The organism is Variovorax sp. 01N425 (assembly GCF_056399465.1).
Map to the genome: position 1 here is coordinate 85,704 of NZ_JBFTRJ010000015.1, position 20,795 is coordinate 106,498.

Genomic DNA, 20,795 nt, shown 5'->3' on the forward strand with positions numbered 1-20,795 from the left:
TGCGCCCCCACCTTTCCGAGCCATGGCCACCAAGAAACAAGATACCTCCTCCCGCATTGCCGACAACAAGAAGGCCGCGTACAACTATTTCTTCGAAGAACGCTTCGAGGCCGGCATCGTGCTCGAAGGCTGGGAGGTCAAGTCCCTGCGCGAAGGCAAGGTCCAGCTGACCGACGGCTACGTGGTGATCCGCGACGGCGAACTCTTTGTCGTGGGCCTGCAGATCAACCCGCTCAAGAGCGCCTCGACCCACGTCAACCCTGACTCCATCCGCACCAAGAAGTTGCTGCTGCACAAGGAAGAGATCCGCCGCCTGGTCGGCAAGGTCGAACAAAAGGGCTACACGCTGGTGCCGCTCAACCTGCACTGGAAGGCCGGCAAGGTGAAATGCGAAATTGCGCTCGCCAAGGGCAAGGCCGAGCACGACAAGCGCGACACCATCAAGGACCGCGAAGGCAAGCGCGAGGTCGAGCGCGCGATGAAGAGCCGCAGCCGCTAGTTCTTTTTTTGCGCGGCATGGAATAAAACGCCGCTTGCAGGCGTTTGTGCGGTGTCATCGGATCCTCGGTGCCGCCAACTTCCAGGAGTCTTCCATGTCGCCTCTTCGCCTTTCCTGCGCCGGCCTTGCCGCCGCGCTGCTTTCCGGCCTGCTCGCGCTTCCCTCGTTCGCACAGCCCAAGGCCGCCGACGGTGCGCTGGTCGGCCCCAACGGCATGACGCTCTACACCTTCGACAAGGACACGGCCGGCAGCGGCAAGTCGGCCTGCAACGGCGGCTGCGCGGCCAATTGGCCGCCCTTCATGGCCACCGACAGCGACAAGCCCTCCGGCGACTTCACCATCGTCACGCGCGACGACGGCAAGAAGCAATGGGCCGCCAAGGGCTGGCCGCTCTACTACTGGTCCAAGGACAGCAAGCCGGGCGACAAGACCGGCGACGGCGTCGGCGGCGCCTGGAAAACCGCCAAGCCCTGATCCTCGCGCGCGCTCCCGCTCCCCATGGACGCCCGCCTGCTGGCCGACCAGATCCCGAGCCTGCGCCGCTATGCGCGCGCGCTCACGGGCAACGCCTGGGCGGCCGACGACCTGGTGCAGGACACGCTCGAGCGGGCCTGCAGCAAGTGGCGGCTCTGGGTGGTGGGCAGCGACCTGCGCGCCTGGTTGTTCACGGTCATGCACAACATCTTTGCGAGCCAACTGCGGCGCACGCCGCCGCCGCACAGCGTGGTGCCGCTGGAGGACGCGGTGCAGGAGCTGCATGGCGCCGCCGATCCGGGCCGCGACCCCGGCATGGGCCTGGACCTGCAGCGCTGCCTGATGCAGCTGCCTGAAGAGCAGCGCGCCGTGCTGCTGCTCGTCACGCTCGAAGACCTTTCCTATGCCGAGGTGGCCAAGGTGCTCGGCATCCCCGCCGGCACCGTGATGTCGCGCCTGTCGCGCGCCCGCGTCCGGCTGCAGGAGCTGATGGACGGCGCCGCTGCGCCGCATCGCCCCGGACTGCGCCGCCTCAAGTGAAACCTGCCGCTCCATCATGAATCGCCCTGCCCCGCCCCCCACCGACGACGAGTTGCATGCGCTCATCGATGGCCAGTTGGCACCGGAACGCCGCACCGAGCTCGAGGACGCCGTCGCGCACGATCCGGCCCTTGCGGCGCGGGTGGCGGCCTGGCGCACCCAGCGCGACGCACTGCGCCGGCTGCATGGAGAGCTGCTGGTAGAGCCCGTGCCCGCGCCCCTGATGAACGCGCTCGATCGCAGCCAGGCCCGGCGAGGCCATTGGATGCGATGGGGCGGCATGGCGGCCGGCGTGCTGGTCGCCTTTGCCGCCGGCTGGCTCGGCAATGCCCAGTGGTCGATGCAGCGCGCCGCTTCGGCCCAGTTGGCCAGGGCGCCTGCGATGCGCGAGTTCGTGCACGACGCCTCCATTGCCCACGCCGTCTATGCGCCGGAAAAAAGGCACCCGGTCGAGGTGGCTGCCAGCGAGCAGCAGCACCTCGTGCAGTGGCTGTCCAAGCGCCTGGACAGGCCGCTCAAGGTGCCGGACCTGACCGCCATGGGCTACACGCTCGTCGGCGGCCGCCTCTTGCCCGGGGAAAGCGGCGCGCGCGCCCAGTTCATGTTCGAGGACGCGGCCGGCGAACGCATCACGCTCTACATCGGCACCCTCGACAGCCAGGCCGCCGCCGGCACCGCCGCATCGCGCGAAACAGCCTTCCGTTTCGCGTCCGAAGGACCGGTGCCCAGCTTCTATTGGATCGACCAGGGCTTCGGCTATGCCGTTGCCGGCAAGCTACCGCGTGAAGTTTTGCTGAAACTCGCGACGCTCGCCTACCGCGATTTGTCGTGAGGCCGGCATAAACTGCCGTGTCGCGCAACCACTGCCTTGTTTTCGCGATTTTTCAACTGAAGGAGAAACTGCATGAAATTGCTCAGCGCCTCGATCCTCGCGGCGGCATTGCTCGCCGGCTGCGGCGGCATGTCCAACAAGACCGCCAGCGCCCCCGACACCCCCACCCGCACCGCCGATGGCGTGCTGGTCGGCCCGAATGGCATGACGCTGTACACCTTCGCCCGCGACACGGCCGGTGCAGGCACCTCCGCCTGCAACGCCCAGTGCGCCGCCAACTGGCCGCCGCTGCCGGTGGCCGAAACGGCCAAGCCGATGGGTGGCTACACCATCATCGTGCGCGAAGACGGCAAGAGGCAGTGGGCCTACAAGGGCTGGCCGCTCTATTACTGGACCAAGGACAGCAAGCCGGGCGACAAGACCGGCGACGGCGTCCTGAACGGCGCCTGGAAGGTGGCCCGCCCCTGATCCCGTGATCGCCTGATCGCGCTCCAACTCGAAGGCCCCGGCAGATGTCGGGGCCTTTTCTTTTTTGGCTCGCGCAAGCGGCTCAGTGGGCGGTGGGAAGCGCGTCGTCGGCCACGGTGGCGCGGCGCCCGCGCAGCGCCAGCAGCTCGTTGAAAACCAGCGCACCGATGACCAGCGCGCCGCCGGTCAGCACGCTCGCAGCCGGCTCCTCGCCCGCGCCGATCCAGGCCAGTGCAATGCCGAAGATCACCTCGAGCAGCGCGAGCAGCGCCACCTCGGGCGCCTTGAGCACCTGCGCGCACAGGACCGCCAGCACGCAGGGAATGGCCAGCTGGAAAACACCGAGGAAAGCGAGCAGGCCGAGATCGTGCGCATTGGCCTGGAACGGCAAGGCAAAAGGCAGCGTGAGCAGCGCGCTCAGCGCCGCGCCGATCAGCACCGCGGGAACCAGGTCGATGTCATGTCCCTTGGCGCGCGCATGCTGGACCACCGTCCAGTTGGTGGCGCCCGCGAGCGGCACGCACAGCGCCACCAGCGTTCCGAGCAGCGATCCGCCCGCCGCTCCGCCCTGCATCAGTTGCGTGCCGTACATCCACGCGATGCCGAGGCCCGCCACCACGATGGCCACCCAGGTCCGCACGGGCAGGCGGTGGCCGATGAACAGGCGCGCGGCCAGCGCGGTGAGCAATGGGCCCAGCGACATCGTGACCAGCACGCTGGCCGTCGAAGCCAGCGTGAGCGCCACCATGAAGGCCGTGAACATCACGGTCCAGCAGACGCCCGAGATCCAGAGCTCGCGCCCGCCCGAGCGGATCTGCGAGAACACCGCCCGGCCCCGCCAAAGCGGCAAGATCACCAGCAGCGCAAGCATCGTGAAGAAGCTGCGCCAGAAGGTGATCTCGAAACTGTGGGCCTGCGCCAGGTGCCGCGTGACAACGCCCGCCGTGGCCCACATCAGGGTCACGGCAACCATCAGCCACACGGCTCCGCCGTGGGTCAGGCGCAGCAGCACGGCTGGATGGCGATCAGCTCGCCATTTCGCGGCTGGCGCGCTTGCGCTCGTTTTCCTTGAGGAAACGCTTGCGCAGTCGCACGCTCTTGGGCGTGATCTCGACCAGCTCGTCGTCCTCGATGAATTCCACGCCGTATTCCAGCGTGAGTTCGATCGGCGGCGTGATCTTGATCGCGTCTTCCTTGCCCGAGACACGGAAGTTGGTCAGCTGCTTGGTGCGCGTGGCGTTCACCACCAGGTCGTTGTCGCGGCTGTGGATGCCCACGATCATGCCTTCGTACACCGGATCGTTCGCCTTCACGAACATGCGGCCGCGGTCGTCCAGCTTGCCCAGGGCGTAGGTGAAGATTTCACCGTCGTCCATGGAAATCAGCACGCCGTTCTTGCGGCTGCCGATCTCGCCCTTGTGCGGCTCGTAGCTGTCGAAGATGTTGCTGATGAGGCCCGAGCCGCGCGTCAGGTTCAGGAATTCGTTGGTGAAGCCGATCAGGCCGCGCGCCGGAATGCGGTACTCCAGGCGCACGCGGCCGCGGCCGTCCGGTTCCATGTTGACCAGCTCGCCCTTGCGCTCGCCGAGAGCCTGCATCACGCCGCCCTGGTGCTGCTCTTCGATGTCGGCCGTCACCAGCTCGATCGGCTCGTGCTTCTCGCCGTTGACGGTGCGGAACACCACGCGCGGCTTGGACACGGCCATTTCATAGCCTTCGCGGCGCATGTTTTCCAACAGGATGGTCAGGTGCAGTTCGCCGCGGCCCATCACCTCGAAGATGCCTTCTTCGTCGGTCTCGTTCACGCGCAGCGCCACGTTGTGCTGCAGTTCCTTCTGCAGGCGGTCCCAGATCTGGCGGCTGGTGACGAACTTGCCTTCGCGGCCGGCCAGCGGGCTGGTGTTGACGCAGAAGTTCATGGTCAGGGTCGGTTCGTCGACCTTGAGCATGGGCAGCGGCGACGGATTGGCCGGATCGGTCACGGTCACGCCGATGCCGATGTCGGCAATGCCGTTGATCAGCACGATCTCGCCCGGGCCGGCTTCGGTGGCCTGCACGCGGTCCAGGCCCTGGAAGGTCAGCACCTGGTTGACGCGGCCCTTGACGGTCTTGCCGTCCGGACCTTCCATCACCAGCACGTCCATCATGGGCTTGAGCGTGCCCTGGCTGATGCGGCCCACGCCGATGCGGCCGACGAAAGTCGAGAAGTCGAGCGCCGAGATCTGCAGCTGCAGCGGTGCGTCCGGATCGCCCTTCTGCGCCGGCACATGCTTCAGGATGGTGTTGAACAGCGCCGACATGTCGGGGCCCCACTGCTCGCCGGGCGCACCCTCTTCGAGCGACGACCAGCCATTGATGCCCGAGGCGTACACCACAGGGAAGTCCAGCTGTTCGTCGGTGGCGCCGAGCTTGTCGAACAGGTCGAAGGCGGCGTTCACCACCTTGTCGGGGTTGGCACCCGGCTTGTCGACCTTGTTCACGACCAGGATCGGCTTCAGGCCCAGGGCCAGCGCCTTCTTGGTCACGAAGCGCGTCTGCGGCATCGGGCCTTCCTGTGCGTCGATCAGCAGCACCACGCCGTCGACCATCGACAGCGCGCGCTCCACTTCGCCGCCGAAGTCCGCGTGGCCGGGGGTGTCGACGATGTTGATGTGCGTGCCTTCCCAGGTCACGGCGCAGTTCTTGGCCAGGATCGTGATGCCACGTTCCTTTTCGATGGCGTTGTTGTCCATCACCGTGTCGACCACTTTTTCGTGCTCGGCAAAGGTGCCCGACTGCCGCAGCAGTTGGTCGACCATCGTGGTCTTGCCATGGTCGACGTGGGCAATGATGGCGATATTGCGGATTTGCTTGGTACTCATGGTGTCGCTTCGGTCTGTTGTGCGTTCAAAAGAATTTGCTGGATTTCGATGGGGTTCAGCAAGCGCCCCGGGATCAATTCATTGGCGGCAATGTGCGCCGTGCCCAGGAAGGCCGGAGGCGCTTCGCCGAACACCGCCACATGGTCGGCATCGGGCCAGGTACCGCGGCGGCGCAGGCCGGACAGAAAGCGCCCTGCATCTTCGCTGCCGAGCGTGACGACCGTATGGCCCTCGACCAGGGATTCGGCAGGCAACAATTGCGCCAGCCGCTCTTCCTCGCCCATGGCCTCGAGCGCTTCGAGCGTGATGCACTGCGCCACGCCGAAACCACCGGTGGCCGTGCGGCGCAGCGACGTGAGGTGCGCGCCGCAGCCCAGCGCCTCGCCGATGTCTTCGCCCAGCGTGCGGATGTAGGTGCCCTTGCTCACGGAAGCCACGATCTTGATGGCAAGGCCTGCCGATTCGGCGGCAGCCTGCGTGATCTTCAAGGCATGAATGACCACGTCGCGCGGCGCCCGCTCGATCTCGATGCCTTCGCGCGCGTACTCGTACAGCGCCTTGCCGTCCTTCTTGAGCGCGCTGTGCATCGGCGGAACCTGGCGGATCGGGCCGGTGAACTGCGCCTCGACGCGGGCCAAGTCTTCAGGCGTGACATGCACCGGGCGCTCGGCAATCACCTCGCCCTCGGCGTCGCCGGTGGAGGTCTTGATCCCAAGGCGTGCCGTGGCCTCGTAGGTCTTGTCGGCATCGAGGTGCAGCTGGCTGAACTTGGTGGCCGCGCCAAAGCACAGCGGCAGCACGCCTGTGGCCAGCGGATCGAGCGTGCCGGTGTGGCCCGCTTTTTCGGCGCGCAGCAACCACTTGGCCTTCTGCAAGGCCTGGTTGCTGGAGAGTCCCAGCGGCTTGTCGAGCAACAACACCCCATGCACAGGGCGCCGCTGCACCCTTGTGCGTGGCGCATTCATCGCTAGTCGTCTTTCGAACGCGAAGCGACGGCCTGCGCGATGAGCGCATTCATGTCGGCCGCACGCTCGGTGGTGCGGTCGAACAGGAAGTGCAGCGTCGGCACGGTGTGGATGTGCAGGCGCTTGAACAGGCCGTTGCGCAGGAACCCCGCGGCCTGGTTCAGCGCTTCGGTGGTCTCGGTCACGTCGCCCGTGAGCATGCTGAAGTAGATCTTCGCGTGCGCATAGTCGGGCGTGACCTCGACCGCCTGGATCGTGACCATGCCCACGCGCGGGTCCTTCAACTCGCGCGCGATCAGCTCCGTCAGATCGCGCTGGATCTGGTCGGCAACCTTGAACGCGCGGTTGGGGGCGGCGGCTTTTCTCTTGGGCATGGATACGGTCGCATCGAACGCTTGTTACAGCGTACGGGCGATCTCCTTGATTTCAAAGAACTCGAGCTGATCGCCCTCTTTGATGTCGTTGTAGTTCTTGAGCTTGATACCGCACTCGAAGCCTTCGCGCACTTCGCGGACGTCGTCCTTCATGCGCTTGATCGAGTCGACTTCGCCGGTGTAGATCACCACGTTGTCGCGCAGCAGGCGGAAATGCGCACTGCGGTTGACCGAGCCCGAGGTGATGTAGGAACCCGCGACCGTACCGATCTTCGAGGCCACGAACACCGTGCGGATCTCGGCCGAGCCGATGATTTCCTCGCGGCGCTCCGGTGCCAGCATGCCCGACATCGCGACCTTGATCTCGTCCACGGCGTCGTAAATGATGCTGTAGTAGTTCAGCTGCACGCCATTGCCTTCGGCCAGCTTGCGCGCGCCGGCATCGGCACGCACGTTGAAGCCGATCACGATGGCCTTGGAGGCGATCGCCAGGTTGATGTCGCTTTCGCTGATGCCGCCCACGCCGGCGTACACGATCTGCACCTTGACCTCGTCGGTCGCCAGCTTGAGCAGCGACTGGGCCAGCGCTTCCTGCGAGCCCTGCACGTCGGCCTTGATGATGATGCGCAGCGTCTGCACTTCGCCGGCCGAGAGGTCGGTGAACATGTTCTGCAGGTTCGCGGCCTGGGCCTTTGCCAGCTTGGTGTTGCGGAACTTGCCGGCACGGTAGGTGGCGATTTCGCGCGCACGGCGCTCGTCGCTCATCACCATGAACTCGTCGCCCGCCTGCGGCACTTCGGTCAGGCCCTGGATCTCGACCGGGATCGACGGGCCGGCCGACTTGATGGTCCTGCCGTCTTCGTCGAGCATGGCGCGCACGCGGCCATAGGTCGAACCCGCCAGCACCACGTCGCCGGTCTTGAGCGTGCCGGACTGCACCAGCACGGTCGCGACCGGGCCGCGGCCCTTGTCGAGCTGCGCTTCGATGACCAGGCCCTTGGCGGCGGCATCCACCGGCGCCTTGAGTTCCAGCACTTCGGCCTGCAGCAGCACCTGCTCGAGCAGGTCGTCGATGCCCTGGCCCGTCTTGGCGGACACCGGCACGAACGGCACGTCGCCGCCGTACTCTTCGGGCACCACCTCTTCGGCCACCAGTTCCTGCTTCACGCGGTCCGGGCTGGCATCGGGCTTGTCGATCTTGTTGATGGCAACCACGATCGGCACACCCGCAGCCTTCGCGTGCTTGATGGCTTCCTTGGTCTGCGGCATGACGCCGTCGTCGGCCGCCACCACGAGGATGACGATGTCGGTGGCCTGCGCACCGCGGGCACGCATGGCCGTGAAGGCCTCGTGGCCCGGGGTGTCGAGGAAGGACACCATGCCGCGTTCGGTCTGCACATGGTAGGCACCGATGTGCTGCGTGATGCCGCCGGCTTCGCCCGCTGCAACCTTGGCGCGGCGGATGTAGTCGAGCAGCGAGGTCTTGCCGTGGTCGACGTGGCCCATGACGGTCACGACCGGTGCGCGCGGCAGGGCTTCGGCGGTTTGCGCCGACACGTCCTCGTCGGTGAAGGCTTCGGGGTCGTCCAGCGCGGCAACGACCGCGTTGTGGCCCATTTCCTCCACCAGGATCATGGCGGTGTCCTGGTCCAGCGACTGGTTGATGGTCGCCATCTGGCCCAGCTTCATCAATTGCTTGATGACTTCCTGTGCCTTGACGGCCATCTTGTGCGCGAGCTCGGCCACCGTGATGGTTTCGGGCACGTGCACTTCGAGAATGCGCGCCTCCACCGGTGCGGCCTGCACGTGCTCTTCGTGGCCTCCGCGGTCATTGCTGCCACGGCGGCCGCGCGGGCCTCCGCGCCAGTTGCCGCGGCCGACACCGCCGCTGGCATCGCCGCGGGTCTTGATTTCCTTCTTCTTGGCAGGATCGCCCGCCCAGCTCGAGGAGAGCTTGGCCGACTTGACTTCCTTGCCGGCACCGGCGGCGCCGGGGGCTGCGGCAGCACCCGGTGCGGCCGGCGCGCCGGGGCGCGCTGCGGGCGCGGCCGGCTTGTGCAGCGTGCCCTTGACCGCGGCCTTTTCGGGCTGCGGCTTCTCGGGCGCCTTGTGCGGCACCAGCACGCGCGCCGGTGCGTTCATCATGGCGCGGATGGCTTCGGCTTCGGCCAGGGCCTTGCGGCGGCGCTCGTCCAGGTCCTTGGCGCGGGCGGCTTCCTCGTCGGCACGGGCCTTCGATTCGGCGGCGGCCTTGGCCTTGGCGTCTTCCTTGGCTTGCGTGGCGGCGGTCTGGGCAGCCAGCTTGGTGTCGGCGGCCTGCTGTTCGGCGGCGGCTGCAGCGGCTGCAACAGGCGCTGCGGCCGGCTTGGCCGCTTCCTTGGCGGGCGCGGCCGCGGCTTCGGCGGCAGCCTTCTTCTCGGCGGCAGCGCGCGCGGCTTCCTGCTCGGCCTGCTCTGCGCGCTCGGCCTTCTCGGCCTGTTCGCGTTCGCGGGCTTCGGTTTCTTCACGCAGGCGGCGCTTCTCGGCCAGTTCTTCTTCCTGGCGGCGGATCAGCTCGGCCTGGCGGCGCGCCTCTTCCTCGCGGCGGGCCAGTTCGGCTTCGTCGATGCGGGGTGCGGCAGGTGCCGCGGCGGGCGCTTCGGCCACCGGTTGCGCTTCGGGCGTGGCCGGGTGGCCGTCGTCGCGCTGGATGAAGGTGCGCTTCTTGCGCACCTCGACCTGGATGGTGCGGGCGCGGCCGGTGGCGTCGGCCTGCTTGATCTCGCTGGTCGACTTCTTCGTCAGCGTGATCTTCTTGCGCTCGGGCTCGGCGGTGCCATGGCTGGCTTTGAGAAAGCCGAGCAGGCGCTGCTTGTCAGCCTCGGTGAGTGCATCGGTGGGTGCCGCCTTGGGCACGCCTGCGCTCTTGAGCTGGTCAAGCAAGGTTTCGGGAGTCTTCTTGAGCTCGTTCGCGAACTCGGCGACAGTGGTACTGGACATATTGGTTTCGTGCCTCCATGACCATCACTCTTGGCCGGCGAACCAATGTTCGCGGGCTTTCAAGATGAGGGCTTTGGCGTCATCGGCGCTGTGGCCGGTGATCTCGGTGAGTTCATCGACCGCGAGGTCGGCGAGGTCGTCGCGGGTGTGCACACCCGCCTCGGCCAGCTTGGGAATCAGCTCGGGGTCGAGGCCTTCGAGGTCGCGCAGATTCTGCGAGACGGTCTCGACGCCCTCTTCCTTGGCGATTTCCATGGTCAACAGCGCATCCTTGGCGCGCGAACGAAGCTCGTTGATGGTGTCTTCGTCGAAGGCTTCGATCTCCAGCATTTCGGAGATCGGCACATAGGCGACTTCCTCGAGGCTGTTGAAGCCCTCGGAGATCAGGATGTCGGCGATTTCCTCGTCGACGTCGAGCTTTTCCATGAACAGCTTGCGGCTGGCGTCGGTTTCGCTCGCCTGCTTCTGGGCCGATTCATTGGCGTCCATGATGTTGATCTTCCAGCCGGTCAGATCGGAGGCGAGCCTCACGTTCTGGCCGCCGCGGCCGATCGCGATGGCGAGGTTTTCCTCGTCGACCACCACGTCCATGGCGTGCTTTTCTTCATCGACCACGATCGACGACACGTTGGCCGGAGCCAGGGCGCCGATCACAAACTGGGCCGGGTCTTCGCTCCACAGCACGATGTCCACGCGCTCGCCGGCGAGCTCGTTGGTCACGGCATTGACGCGGGTGCCGCGCACGCCGACGCAGGTGCCGATCGGGTCGACACGCTTGTCGTGCGAGAGCACGGCGATCTTGGCGCGCGAACCGGGGTCGCGGGCGCAGCTCTTGATTTCGAGCAGGCCCTGTTCGATCTCGGGCACTTCCTGGCGGAACAGCTCGATCATGAACTCGGGCGCCGAGCGCGACAGGATGATCGGCGCGCCGCGCAGCGTCAGGTCGACCTCCATGATCATGGCCCGCACGCGGTCGCCGTTGCGCAGGTTTTCCTTGGCGATCATTTCGCTGCGGCGCAGGCGCCCTTCGACGCGGCCGGCCTCCACGATGATGTCGCCCTTGTCCAGGCGCTTGACGGTACCCACGAAGATCTTGTCGCCGCGCGACATGAAGTCGTTGAGCAGCATCTCGCGCTCGGCGTCGCGGATCTTCTGCAGGATGACCTGCTTGGCCGCCATGGCGCCGATGCGGCCGATCGGCACCGAGTCCACCGCTTCCTCGATGTACTCGCCGACCTCGATGTCGGGCATTTCTTCCTTGGCTTCGAACAGGAGGATTTCCTGGTCGGGCAGCTGCAGGCCGGCTTCGTCGGGGACGACGTGCCAGCGGCGGAAGGTTTCGTAGTCGCCGCTGTCGCGGTCGACCGAGACGCGGATGTCCACGTCGCCCTGGTGGAGCTTCTTGGTGGCTTGCGCCAGCGCGGATTCGACCGCGCCGAAAACCACGTCGCGCTCGACGTTCTTCTCGCGCGAGATCGCATCCACCAACATCAACATTTCGCGATTCATGCCACCCACTCCTCTAGTCAGTCCGGAACGTTGGTTCCGTCGTCAATATCCGAAAAACCCGGTTGGGTTTTGGCCTTGCGGCCCTTGAAATCCACAATTGGCGCGAGCCGCGCATCGCGCAGCTCATCCAGCACGAAACCCAGCGCATGCAACTTTGCAGGCGCGCGCTTCTTGCTGACTTTTTGACCCGGTTTGGGCTCCGGCGCATCGCTCCAGACGATTTGCCAGCCCGGGGCCCCGTCGGCCCCCGCCACGCGCTCCAGCGTGCCGCGAAACTTCTTGCGGGTGGCAGACACCTGCCCCGCCGCCGCGGCACCCATGGGCGCCTTGAGCGTGATGTCGATCACCTCGCCCACGAAACGCTCGAAATCCTGCTCATTGCGAAGCGGACGGTCAATACCCGGCGAGGAAACCTCGAGCCGCTTGTAATCGACACCATCGACCTCGAGCGCAAACTGCAACTGCCGCGTGACCTTCTCGCAATCCTCGACCGTCACGAAGGGTTCGGGAATGCCTGCAGCCACAGCTTCCGATGTGGGGGCAGTCCAGGGCAAATCAATTGTCACGCGCAGCAATCCCCCGGCCGAGCGTTCGATCTCGACCAGGTCGTAGCCGAGACCGGCAACGGTTTGTTCCACTGTCTGCTGCAATGCCACGTGTTTGAATTTGCCTTGTAAAAATGCTTATGCGTGCCACCCGCCCGCCACGGGTGTCACGCATCGAAATTGCATAGACCAAAAAAAACGGGCGGTTGGTACCCGCCCGTTTGGTCGTGAGCCTCGAATTATATGCTATTCCCGTGATAAATGAAGTGGCTTGGGCTGCTCAAAGCGCCACTTTGCGCCGGGATTTTGACCAGACGACGGCAAACAGCACCGAACCGAGCGCCAAGGCGGCGGCCGCCACCAGCAGCGGGAGCTCGAAAGACCCGGTCCGCTGGGCCAGCGGCGCCGCAAACAGCGGGCCGATGATCTGCCCGACGCCATAGGAAGCGGTCGCATAGCCGATCAGCCCGGCTGCGGCATTGCCGCGCAGCCGGCGCGCATCCCGCATCGCAAAAAGTGTGATGGCCGTGAAAGGCATGCCCAGCAGCAGGCTGCCGAGCGCAAAGCCGGTGATGGTGGGCCAGGCCACCGACAGCACCACGCCCAGCGCCTGCAGCGCATAGGCCGCGGCCAGCAGCAGCCGGTTGTCCCAGTGCACGGGCGCGCGGGCGCCGATCAGCGCGCCGGGGATGATCGCCAGCCCGAACAGCGGCCAGAAGAAGTCGGGCCACGGCGAGCCCGGCAGTGCCTGGCGCGCGATCACCGGCAGGAAGGTGGCGGTGATGATGTAGCCGAAGCCGGCCAGCCCATAGAGCGCGACCAGCCAGACGGCGTCGCTGCGCGCGGAAGGCGACGCGGCCGCACCGGCCTGGGCGGAAGGCGCGCCCGCGGAGCCTTGCCCCGAGGGCAGTTCGCCATCGTCGAACACGCGCCAGATCAGCGCCACCAGCACCACCGCCAGCAGGCCCAGGCCGATCCATCCCGCCTCGGAACCCCAGCGCCCCAGGGCGCCGCCGAGCAGGCCGGTCATCGCGATGCCGATGCCGGGGCCGGTGTAGATCACGCCGGCCAGCGCCGGGGAATGGGTTTCGGCGAGCCGCCGCAGCCCCCATCCCGACGCAAAGACGAAGACCCAGGCGCTCATCACGCCGGCCGCGGTGCGCAGGATGCCCCAGCTCGTGAAGCTGTGGAGCACCCCCATGCCCACCAGCAGCGCCGCCGTGGCCACCAGGCCGCCGCGCACCATGCGCTTGGCCTGGATGCCGATGGCCGCGCAACTGACCGCGCCCAGAAAGTAACCGAGGTAATTGAGCGAAGCCAGCACGCCGCCGGCCTCGAGCTGGAGCTTTCCCTCGTGCAACATGATCGGCAGCATGGGCGTGAAGGCAAAGCGCCCCAGGCCCATGGCAACGGCCAAGGTCACCATGCACGCCAGTGCCGCGCGCCAGGCACCGCGCCTGTCCCGTCCGATATCCGACATTTCCTGCGATTCCGTTGTTCTATTCCAGCAGCGCGGCGGCCACCAGTTTCTTGGTGTAGGGGTGCTCGGGCGCGTCGAGTACGCGCTCCACGGCGCCGGCTTCGAGGATGGCGCCGTCCTTCATCACGATGACCTGGTGCGCCATGGCGCGGATCACCTCGACGTCGTGCGTGATCAGCAGGTAGCTCAGGCCGCGCTCGCGCTGCAGGCGCTGCAAGAGGCCCAGCACCTGCTTCTGGATCGTCACGTCGAGCGCGCTGGTGGGTTCGTCGAGCACCAGCAGCTGCGGATCGACGATGAGCGCGCGCGCGATCGCGAGCCGCTGGCGCTGTCCGCCCGAGAACTCGTGCGGATAGCGGTCGAGCAGCGAGGGAAACTGCGCCTCGCCCAGGCCCACGTCGGCCAGCGCCGCCAGCGCCCGCGCGCGGCGCTGCGCCGTGTCGAGCTCAGGCGCGTGCACGCGCAACCCCTCGCCCACGATCTGCTCGACCGTCATGCGCGGCGAGAGCGAGGAGAACGGGTCCTGGAAAACCACCTGCATGACCCGGCGCAAGGCCAGGTCGGAGCTTCGGTCCACCGCCCAGCCCTTGCCATCCACCTTGAGCGCACCCTGGTGCTTCAGCAGCCCGAGGGCGGCCAGCGCCAGCGTGGACTTGCCCGATCCGGACTCGCCGACCACGCCCAGCGTTTCGCCCGGTGCGATGCGGAAATCCGCGTTCTGCACCGCAATGAATTCGCCCTTGCGGAACCAGCCGGCAAAACCGGGCCGCGGCACGGGGTAGCTCACACGCAGGCCCGTGGCCTCGAGCACCGGCCGCGCGCCGGCACCCGCGGGCACGGCGATGACATCGCGCTGCGGATGGCTGTCGATCAGCTTGCGGGTGTAGGCGTGCTGCGGCGCCTCGAACACGGCCGCCACGGCGCCCTGCTCCACCACGTGGCCGTCTTCCATCACGGCAATCCGGTCGGCGAAGCGGCGCACCAGGTTGAGGTCGTGCGTGATGAGCAGCACGGCCATGCCATGCTTGCGCTGCAGATCGGCGAGCAGCTCGAGGATCTGCGCGCGCACCGTGACGTCGAGCGCGGTGGTCGGCTCGTCGGCCAACAGCAGGCGCGGCTTGCAGGCGAGCGCCATGGCGATCATCGCGCGCTGGCGCTGGCCGCCCGAGAGCTGGTGCGGAAACGCCCTCGCCCGCCGCGCCGGCTCCGGAATGCCGGTGTCGGCCAGCAGCTGCACGGCGGCCGCCTGGGCCGCGCGCGCCGACAGGCCCTCGTGCAGTTCGAGCACCTCGGCGATCTGGTCGCCCACGGTGTAGAGCGCGTTGAGGGCGGTCATCGGCTCCTGGAAGATCATCGCGATCTCCTTGCCGCGGATGCCGCGCAGCGCCCGTTCGGGAATCGAGAGCAGGTCGCGCCCGCTTGGCGCATCTGCGGAGCCGAACAAGGTCGCGGTGCCGGCCACGTCGGCGTTCTGCGCCAGGCGCAGCAGCGACAGCGCCGTCACGGTCTTGCCCGAACCCGATTCGCCGACCAGCGCGAGCTTCTCGCCCGCGGCAATGCGGAAGTCGATGCCATGCACCACCTCCTTGCCGCCGAAGGCCACGCGCAGGTCTTTCACGTCCAGCAGCGGCTGGAGATGCTTGATTTGGCTCACTTGTCGGCCTTCCGCGGATCGAGGGCATCGCGCAGCGCGTCGCCCATGAAGGTGAGCAGCATCAGCGTCACGACCAGCACGCCGAAGGTCGAAAGAGAGATCCACCAGGCGTCGATGTTGGCCTTGCCCTGGCTCAGCAGTTCGCCGAGCGACGGCGTGCCCGGCGGCACGCCCAGGCCCAGGAAATCGAGCGAAGTGAGCGCCAGGATGGCCGCGCTCATGCGAAACGGCAGGAAGGTGACGACCGGCACCATGCTGTTGGGCAGGATGTGGCGCCACATGATCTGCAGGTTGCCCACGCCCAAGGCGCGCGCGGCGCGCACGTAGTCCATCTGGCGGTTGCGCAGGAATTCGGCGCGCACGTAGTCGGCCAGGCCCATCCAGCCGAACAGGCTCAGCAGGATCAGCAGCAGCGCCACGCTGGGCGCGAAGATGGCGCTGAAGATGATCAGCAGGTAGAGCTCGGGCATCGAGGCCCAGATCTCGATGAAGCGCTGGAACGCGAGGTCGATCTTGCCCGCGAAGTAGCCCTGCACCGCCCCCGCCGCCACGCCCAGCACGGTGCCAATGACGGTCAGCGCCAGGCCGAACAGCACGCTCACGCGAAAGCCGTAGATCAGCTGCGCGAGCAGGTCGCGGCCGCGGTCGTCGGTGCCGAAGAAGTTCTCGCGCGAAGGCGCCGCGGGATTGGGCTGGGAGGCGAAGTAGTTCAGCGTGCGCGGGCCGTAGCGGTTGGGTGCATAGAGCGCCCAGTTGGCGCCCTCGGTGATGCGCTTCTGGATGAACGGGTCGAGGTAGTCGGCGGGCGTTTCGAAGTCGCCGCCGAAGGTTTTCTCGGAGTAGTCGCGCAGCACGGGAAAGTAGGTCTGCCCGGCGTAGCGCACGACCAGCGGCTTCTCGGTGGACAGCAGTTCGGCGAACAGGCTCAGCACCACCAGGATCGAGAAGACGACCAGGCTCCAGAACCCCAGCGGATTGCGGCGGAAGCGGCGCCAGGCGCGGCGGCCCGGGCTCGCGGAAACAACGGCGGCGCTAGTCAAACTTGACCCTCGGATCGACCCAGACGTAGCAGAGGTCGGAAATCAGCTTGGTGACCAGGCCGATCAGCGTGAACAGGTAGAGCGTGCCCAGCACCACGGGATAGTCGCGGCGGATCACGCTCTCGTAGCTCAGCAGGCCCAGGCCGTCGAGCGTGAACAGCGTCTCGATCAGCAGCGAGCCGGTGAAGAACGCACCGATGAAGGCCGACGGAAAGCCCGTGATGATCGGGATCAGCGCGTTGCGGAACACATGCTTCCAGAGCACCTGCCGCTGCGACAGCCCCTTGGCACGTGCCGTCAGCACGTACTGCTTGCGGATTTCCTCGAGGAAGGAATTCTTCGTGAGCATGGCGGTGACGGCAAAGCTGCCGAGCACCATCGACGTCACCGGCAGCGCGATGTGCCACAGGTAGTCGACGATGCGCGCGCCCCAGTTCATGCTCTCCCAATTGGGCGACGTGAGGCCGCGCAGCGGAAACCACTGCAGCTGCCCGCCGAAGATCACGAGCAGCGCCACCCCCAGCACGAAGCCCGGAATGGCATAGCCGACCAGCACGATCAGCGTGGTGATGAAGTCGAAGCGCGTGCCGGCCCTCACCGCCTTGGCCACGCCGAGCGGCACCGCGATCAGGTAGCTGATGAAGAAGGTCCAGAGGCCGAGGCTGATCGACACCGGCATCTTCTCCTTGATGAGCTGCCAGACGTCCTTGCGCTGGTAGAAGCTGGTGCCCAGGTCGAAGCGTGCGAACGACTTCAGCATGGTCCACAGGCGCTCGTGGGCGGGCTTGTCGAAGCCGTAGAGCTTGCGGATGTCCTCGACGCGCTGCGGGTCGAGTCCCTGGCGGCCGCGGTAGCCGGCGCCGCTGGCCGCGGCCCGCTCGCCACCCGAATCGCGCCCCTGCAACTGCGCCACCATCTGCTCGACCGGGCCGCCCGGCACGAACTGGATCACGCCGAAGGTGATGACGAGCACGCCCAGCAGCGTGGGGATCATCAGCAGCAGGCGCTTGAGGATGTAGCTGGTCATTCGGTGTTCATGTCCGGTGCGGCCGCGTCATTTGTTGATGGGCGAAGCCCACCACGTGGTGAGCGCCCAGTCGCCGGCATCGTAGTACGGCGGAATGGTCGGCGGCAGCACGAACGGCGCCGGCCGGTAGCCGACCAGGAACGCATTGCCGTAGTACTGCGGAATCGAGTAGTAGCCGTTGGAGAGCACCCGGTCGAGCACGCGCATGGCCGTGGCCAGCTCGGGCCGCGTGGTGGCCGCCAGCACCTTGCCGACCACTGCGTCGACCGCCGGATCGGCAATGCCCCAGATATTGGACGAGCCCGTCGTGTCGGCCGCCTTGGAGCCGAACAGCTCGAGCAGTTCGCCGCCCGGCGCGCTGTTGCCGGGCAGGCGCAGCGAGGTCATCTCGAAATCGAAGTTCTGCATGCGCTGCTGCGAGAGCGAGAAATCGACCGTGCGGAACGTCATCTCGATGCCGAGCTTGCGCAGCGCCGTCTGCAGCGGTGTCACGACGCGGATCAGCCCGGGCTGGTCATTGAGGAACTCGATCGTGAAGGCCTCGTTCTTCGCGTTGCGCAGCGCGCCGCCGCGGTAGGTCCAGCCGGCCTCCTCCAGCAGCGCCCTCGCCTTGCGCAGGTTCTCGCGCAGGCTGTTGGGCGGCGCCGTGCTCGGCGGCTGCGGGGCCGGGCCGAACACCTCGGGCTTGAGCTTGCTGCGCAGCGGCTCCATCAGCGCCAGTTCGTCGGGCTTGGGCAGGCCCTCGGCGTGGAACTCGCTGTTCGGAAAGTAGCCCTGCACCCGCGTGTAGAGGCCGTAGAACAGCTGGCGGTTGAGCCACTCGAAATCCATGGCCAAACCAATGGCCTGGCGCACGCGCACGTCCTTGAATTTGTCCTTGCGGATGTTGAACACATAGCCCTGGAAATCGCCGGGGTTGTGGTTCTCGAAGGCGCGCTTGACGATCTCGCCGCTGTCGAACTGCCTGCCCTTGTACTGGCGCGCCCAGTTGCGCGAGGTGAATTCGCGCATGAAGTCGAACTCCCCGGCCTTCAGGCCCTCGAAGCGCGCGGTTTCGTCCAGGTAGACCCGGAAGGTGATGCGATCGAAGTTGTACAGCCCCTTGCGCACCGGCAGGTCGGCGCCCCAGTAGTCGGCGCGGCGCACGTAGGTGATGTCGCGGCCCAGGCGGTCGCTGGCCGGCTTGTAGGGGCCGGAGCCGATCGGCATCTCGGTGACGATCTGGTCGAAGGGCTTGCCCCCGCCCCATTGGCGGCTGAAGACCGCCATGCCGCCAATCACCAGCGGCAGCTCGCGGTTCGGACTCGCGAAGTCGAAGCGCACGACGCGCTCGCTGGTGGCTGTCGCCTTCTTCACTTCGGCGTAGATGGTGCGGTACTGCGGCGCGGCCAGCGGGCCGGTCAGGGTGTTGAACGAATGCACCACGTCGGCCGCCAGCACCGGCGAGCCGTCGTTGAAGCGCGCCTTGGGGTTCAGGCGGAAGGTGGCCGAAAGGCGGTCGGGCGCCACCTCGACGTCTTCGGCAAGCAGGCCATAGACCGTGGTCGGCTCTTCGGAATTGCCCGTCATCAGGCTCTCGAACATCAGCGAGCCGATGCCCGAAGGCGCCGTGCCCTTGAGCGTGAACGGGTTGAGCTTGTCGAAGTTGGTGGGCCGCGTGGGCGGCACCATCCGGATCTCGCCGCCCTTGGGCGCGTTCGGATTGACGTAGCTGAAGTGGGTGAAGCCGGGCGGGTACTTGATGTCGCCGAACTGCGCGTAGGCATGGGCGGCCCATGAAGGAGCCGCCGAGAGCGCCAGAAAAAGAAGCAGCCAAACCCGCATGCGAGAATTCTGCCCAAGATTTTCACGAGGCAACTTCATGGGCTTTCTTTCCGGCAAAAAACTGTTGATCACCGGCGTGTTGAGCAATCGCTCCATTGCCTACGGCATAGCCAAGGCCTGTCACGAACAAGGCGCCGAGCTTGCTTTCAGCTACGTCGGCGAGCGATTCAAGGACCGTATCACCGAATTCGCCGCGGACTTCGGCTCCAAGCTTATTTTTGACTGCGACGTGGGCGACGACGCGCAGATCGACAAGCTCTTTGCCGATCTGGCGCAGGCGTGGCCCAGGTTCGACGGGTTCGTGCACAGCATCGGCTTTGCGCCGCGCGAGGCCATTGCGGGCGACTTCCTCGAAGGCTTGTCGCGCGAGGGCTTCAAGATTGCGCACGACATCAGCGCCTACAGCTTCCCGGCCATGGCCAAGGCGGCCCTGCCCTATCTCAACGACAAGTCGGCGCTCCTCACGCTGACCTACCTGGGCGCCGAGCGCGCGCTGCCCAACTACAACACCATGGGGCTGGCCAAGGCCTCGCTCGAGGCCTCGGTGCGCTACACCGCGGCTTCGCTCGGCCCCAAGGGCATGCGGGTCAACGGCATCAGCGCCGGGCCGATCAAGACGCTGGCGGCCAGCGGCATCAAGGGCTTCGGCAAGATGCTGTCCGCCGTGGCCGACGCCTCGCCCATCCGCCGCAACGTGACCATCGAGGAAGTCGGCAACGTGGCTGCCTTCCTGCTGAGCGACCTGGCCAGCGGCGTCACCGCCGAGATCACCTATGTGGACGGCGGCTTCAGCAACGTCGTGGCGGGCATGGCCGAGTAATCCTCGGCCGAGTAATCGATCGGCAGCGGCCTCTTGCTGAACAGACGTTCCCTCCTGCTCGCCGGCCTCGGCGCGCTGGCGGCCCGCGTGGCCGCCGCGCGCGAGACCGCGCCGGCCTTGATGCTGGCCGAGGTCTACCGCCCCGGCATGTCGCTGGACGACTACTGGGTCAGCGAAAAATTCGACGGCGTGCGCGGCTACTGGGACGGCAAGCAGCTGTGGACGCGTGGCGGCGAACCGGTGGTGGCGCCCGCCTGGTTCATCGCGCCGTTGCCCAAGCAGCCGCTCGACGGCGAGCTGTGGGCCGGCAGGGGCCAGTTCGCGCATGCGGTTTCCACCGTGCGCAGCCAGACGCCCAACGACACCGCCTGGCACAGCATGCGCTTCATGGTGTTCGACCTCCCGGCCCAGGGCGGCGATTTCACGGCGCGGCTGGCCGTCTTGCGCAAGCTGCTGCCGATCACCGATGCGCCGTGGGTGGTGCCCGTGCCGCAGGAGCGCGCCACCACCCATGCGGATCTGCAGGCCCTGCTCGCCAAGACCGTGAAGATGGGCGGCGAGGGCCTGATGCTGCACCGGGGCGGATCGCTCTACCGCGCCGAGCGCAACAGCGACCTGCTCAAGGTCAAGACCCACGATGACGCCGAGGCCCGCGTGGTCGGCCACATGCCCGGCAAGGGCCGGCACAGCGGCCGGTTGGGCGCGCTGCTGGTCGAAACTCCCGAGGGCAAGCGCTTCAAGCTCGGCAGCGGCCTGACCGATGCCGAGCGCGAGAACCCGCCCGCCATCGGCAGCTGGGTGACCTACCGCTACAACGGCACCAACCCGGGCGGCTTGCCCAGGTTCGCGCGCTTCATGCGGGTGCGCAGCGACCGGCCCTCCTGAAGCGCGGCGCGCGCCCTC

Annotated in this window: 19 protein-coding genes; 7 read left to right on the forward strand and 12 right to left on the reverse strand. The window is 66.8% G+C overall.

The window, feature by feature from the left end:
* Positions 1-22: 22 nt before the first annotated feature.
* From smpB to AC1DSC_RS24900, 5 genes are all read left to right on the forward strand, one after another.
* Entirely contained in the window at positions 23-499 is a 477-nt protein-coding gene (smpB, locus tag AC1DSC_RS24880; protein WP_012747861.1) for an SsrA-binding protein SmpB, read from the forward strand.
* A gap of 94 nt (positions 500-593) precedes the next feature.
* A complete protein-coding gene (locus AC1DSC_RS24885; protein WP_012747860.1) occupies positions 594-974 on the forward strand; it encodes a COG4315 family predicted lipoprotein in 381 nt (126 codons plus the stop codon).
* 24 nt (positions 975-998) lie between these two features.
* Positions 999-1,514: a sigma-70 family RNA polymerase sigma factor gene (locus tag AC1DSC_RS24890; RefSeq protein WP_062366975.1), complete on the forward strand. Its 516-nt coding sequence runs from the start codon at positions 999-1,001 to the stop codon at positions 1,512-1,514.
* Positions 1,515-1,530: 16 nt separating this feature from the next.
* A complete protein-coding gene (locus tag AC1DSC_RS24895; protein ID WP_369662951.1) occupies positions 1,531-2,346 on the forward strand; it encodes an anti-sigma factor family protein in 816 nt (271 codons plus the stop codon).
* 72 nt (positions 2,347-2,418) lie between these two features.
* On the forward strand, positions 2,419-2,814 hold the full coding sequence (locus AC1DSC_RS24900) for a COG4315 family predicted lipoprotein (protein ID WP_012747857.1): 396 nt from the start codon (positions 2,419-2,421) through the stop codon (positions 2,812-2,814).
* An 82-nt stretch (positions 2,815-2,896) separates the two neighbouring features.
* On the opposite strand, the gene AC1DSC_RS24905 is transcribed toward AC1DSC_RS24900, so the two are convergent.
* The 12 genes from AC1DSC_RS24905 to AC1DSC_RS24960 all read right to left on the reverse strand — a co-directional run bounded on the left by AC1DSC_RS24905 (position 2,897) and on the right by AC1DSC_RS24960 (position 19,072).
* Complete coding sequence (locus tag AC1DSC_RS24905) at positions 2,897-3,820, reverse strand: DMT family transporter (protein WP_026284059.1); 924 nt, start codon at positions 3,818-3,820, stop codon at positions 2,897-2,899.
* 19 nt (positions 3,821-3,839) lie between these two features.
* Positions 3,840-5,675, reverse strand: a complete 1,836-nt coding sequence (gene typA, locus AC1DSC_RS24910) for a translational GTPase TypA (RefSeq protein ID WP_012747855.1) — start codon at positions 5,673-5,675, stop codon at positions 3,840-3,842.
* Entirely contained in the window at positions 5,672-6,640 is a 969-nt protein-coding gene (gene truB / locus AC1DSC_RS24915) for a tRNA pseudouridine(55) synthase TruB (RefSeq protein WP_369662950.1), read from the reverse strand. Before truB ends, typA begins: the two co-directional genes overlap by 4 nt.
* 2 nt (positions 6,641-6,642) lie before the next feature.
* Complete coding sequence (rbfA, locus tag AC1DSC_RS24920; protein WP_012747853.1) at positions 6,643-7,014, reverse strand: 30S ribosome-binding factor RbfA; 372 nt, start codon at positions 7,012-7,014, stop codon at positions 6,643-6,645.
* Positions 7,015-7,038: 24 nt separating this feature from the next.
* Positions 7,039-9,993 carry a translation initiation factor IF-2 gene (gene infB / locus AC1DSC_RS24925; RefSeq protein WP_369662949.1) on the reverse strand — a complete coding sequence of 985 codons (2,955 nt, stop codon included), beginning with the start codon at positions 9,991-9,993 and terminating at the stop codon, positions 7,039-7,041.
* Between the two features lie 24 nt (positions 9,994-10,017).
* A complete protein-coding gene (gene nusA, locus AC1DSC_RS24930) occupies positions 10,018-11,502 on the reverse strand; it encodes a transcription termination factor NusA (RefSeq protein WP_012747851.1) in 1,485 nt (494 codons plus the stop codon).
* 17 nt (positions 11,503-11,519) lie between these two features.
* A complete protein-coding gene (rimP, locus tag AC1DSC_RS24935) occupies positions 11,520-12,158 on the reverse strand; it encodes a ribosome maturation factor RimP (protein WP_012747850.1) in 639 nt (212 codons plus the stop codon).
* Between the two features lie 169 nt (positions 12,159-12,327).
* The gene (locus AC1DSC_RS24940) at positions 12,328-13,527 is read right to left on the reverse strand and encodes a YbfB/YjiJ family MFS transporter (protein ID WP_307595480.1); all 1,200 of its coding nucleotides are present in this window, start codon (positions 13,525-13,527) and stop codon (positions 12,328-12,330) included.
* A gap of 19 nt (positions 13,528-13,546) precedes the next feature.
* Positions 13,547-15,181, reverse strand: a complete 1,635-nt coding sequence (locus AC1DSC_RS24945; RefSeq protein ID WP_369662948.1) for an ABC transporter ATP-binding protein — start codon at positions 15,179-15,181, stop codon at positions 13,547-13,549.
* On the reverse strand, positions 15,178-16,221 hold the full coding sequence (locus AC1DSC_RS24950; protein ID WP_124959587.1) for an ABC transporter permease: 1,044 nt from the start codon (positions 16,219-16,221) through the stop codon (positions 15,178-15,180). The genes AC1DSC_RS24945 and AC1DSC_RS24950 overlap by 4 nt, the downstream gene beginning before the upstream one ends.
* Positions 16,214-17,248, reverse strand: a complete 1,035-nt coding sequence (locus AC1DSC_RS24955) for a microcin C ABC transporter permease YejB (RefSeq protein WP_369662947.1) — start codon at positions 17,246-17,248, stop codon at positions 16,214-16,216. The genes AC1DSC_RS24950 and AC1DSC_RS24955 overlap by 8 nt, the downstream gene beginning before the upstream one ends.
* 27 nt (positions 17,249-17,275) lie before the next feature.
* Complete coding sequence (locus tag AC1DSC_RS24960) at positions 17,276-19,072, reverse strand: extracellular solute-binding protein (protein WP_369662946.1); 1,797 nt, start codon at positions 19,070-19,072, stop codon at positions 17,276-17,278.
* A gap of 37 nt (positions 19,073-19,109) precedes the next feature.
* Here AC1DSC_RS24960 and fabI point away from each other — a divergent pair, with 37 nt between their 5' ends.
* A complete protein-coding gene (gene fabI, locus AC1DSC_RS24965; RefSeq protein WP_012747844.1) occupies positions 19,110-19,892 on the forward strand; it encodes an enoyl-ACP reductase FabI in 783 nt (260 codons plus the stop codon).
* 33 nt (positions 19,893-19,925) lie between these two features.
* Complete coding sequence (locus AC1DSC_RS24970; RefSeq protein ID WP_369662945.1) at positions 19,926-20,777, forward strand: DNA ligase; 852 nt, start codon at positions 19,926-19,928, stop codon at positions 20,775-20,777.
* Positions 20,778-20,795 lie beyond the last annotated feature (18 nt).

Coding starts and splice junctions, on each gene's coding strand:
- AC1DSC_RS24900 (WP_012747857.1), top strand. CDS start 2,419: ATGAAATTGCTCAGCGCCTCGATCCTCGCGGCGGCATTGCTCGCCGGC.
- typA (WP_012747855.1), bottom strand. CDS start 5,675: ATGAGTACCAAGCAAATCCGCAATATCGCCATCATTGCCCACGTCGAC.
- rbfA (WP_012747853.1), bottom strand. CDS start 7,014: ATGCCCAAGAGAAAAGCCGCCGCCCCCAACCGCGCGTTCAAGGTTGCC.
- AC1DSC_RS24955 (WP_369662947.1), bottom strand. CDS start 17,248: ATGACCAGCTACATCCTCAAGCGCCTGCTGCTGATGATCCCCACGCTG.
- AC1DSC_RS24885 (WP_012747860.1), top strand. CDS start 594: ATGTCGCCTCTTCGCCTTTCCTGCGCCGGCCTTGCCGCCGCGCTGCTT.
- nusA (WP_012747851.1), bottom strand. CDS start 11,502: ATGAATCGCGAAATGTTGATGTTGGTGGATGCGATCTCGCGCGAGAAG.
- AC1DSC_RS24940 (WP_307595480.1), bottom strand. CDS start 13,527: ATGTCGGATATCGGACGGGACAGGCGCGGTGCCTGGCGCGCGGCACTG.
- AC1DSC_RS24960 (WP_369662946.1), bottom strand. CDS start 19,072: ATGCGGGTTTGGCTGCTTCTTTTTCTGGCGCTCTCGGCGGCTCCTTCA.
- AC1DSC_RS24895 (WP_369662951.1), top strand. CDS start 1,531: ATGAATCGCCCTGCCCCGCCCCCCACCGACGACGAGTTGCATGCGCTC.
- fabI (WP_012747844.1), top strand. CDS start 19,110: ATGGGCTTTCTTTCCGGCAAAAAACTGTTGATCACCGGCGTGTTGAGC.
- truB (WP_369662950.1), bottom strand. CDS start 6,640: ATGAATGCGCCACGCACAAGGGTGCAGCGGCGCCCTGTGCATGGGGTG.
- infB (WP_369662949.1), bottom strand. CDS start 9,993: ATGTCCAGTACCACTGTCGCCGAGTTCGCGAACGAGCTCAAGAAGACT.
- AC1DSC_RS24890 (WP_062366975.1), top strand. CDS start 999: ATGGACGCCCGCCTGCTGGCCGACCAGATCCCGAGCCTGCGCCGCTAT.
- smpB (WP_012747861.1), top strand. CDS start 23: ATGGCCACCAAGAAACAAGATACCTCCTCCCGCATTGCCGACAACAAG.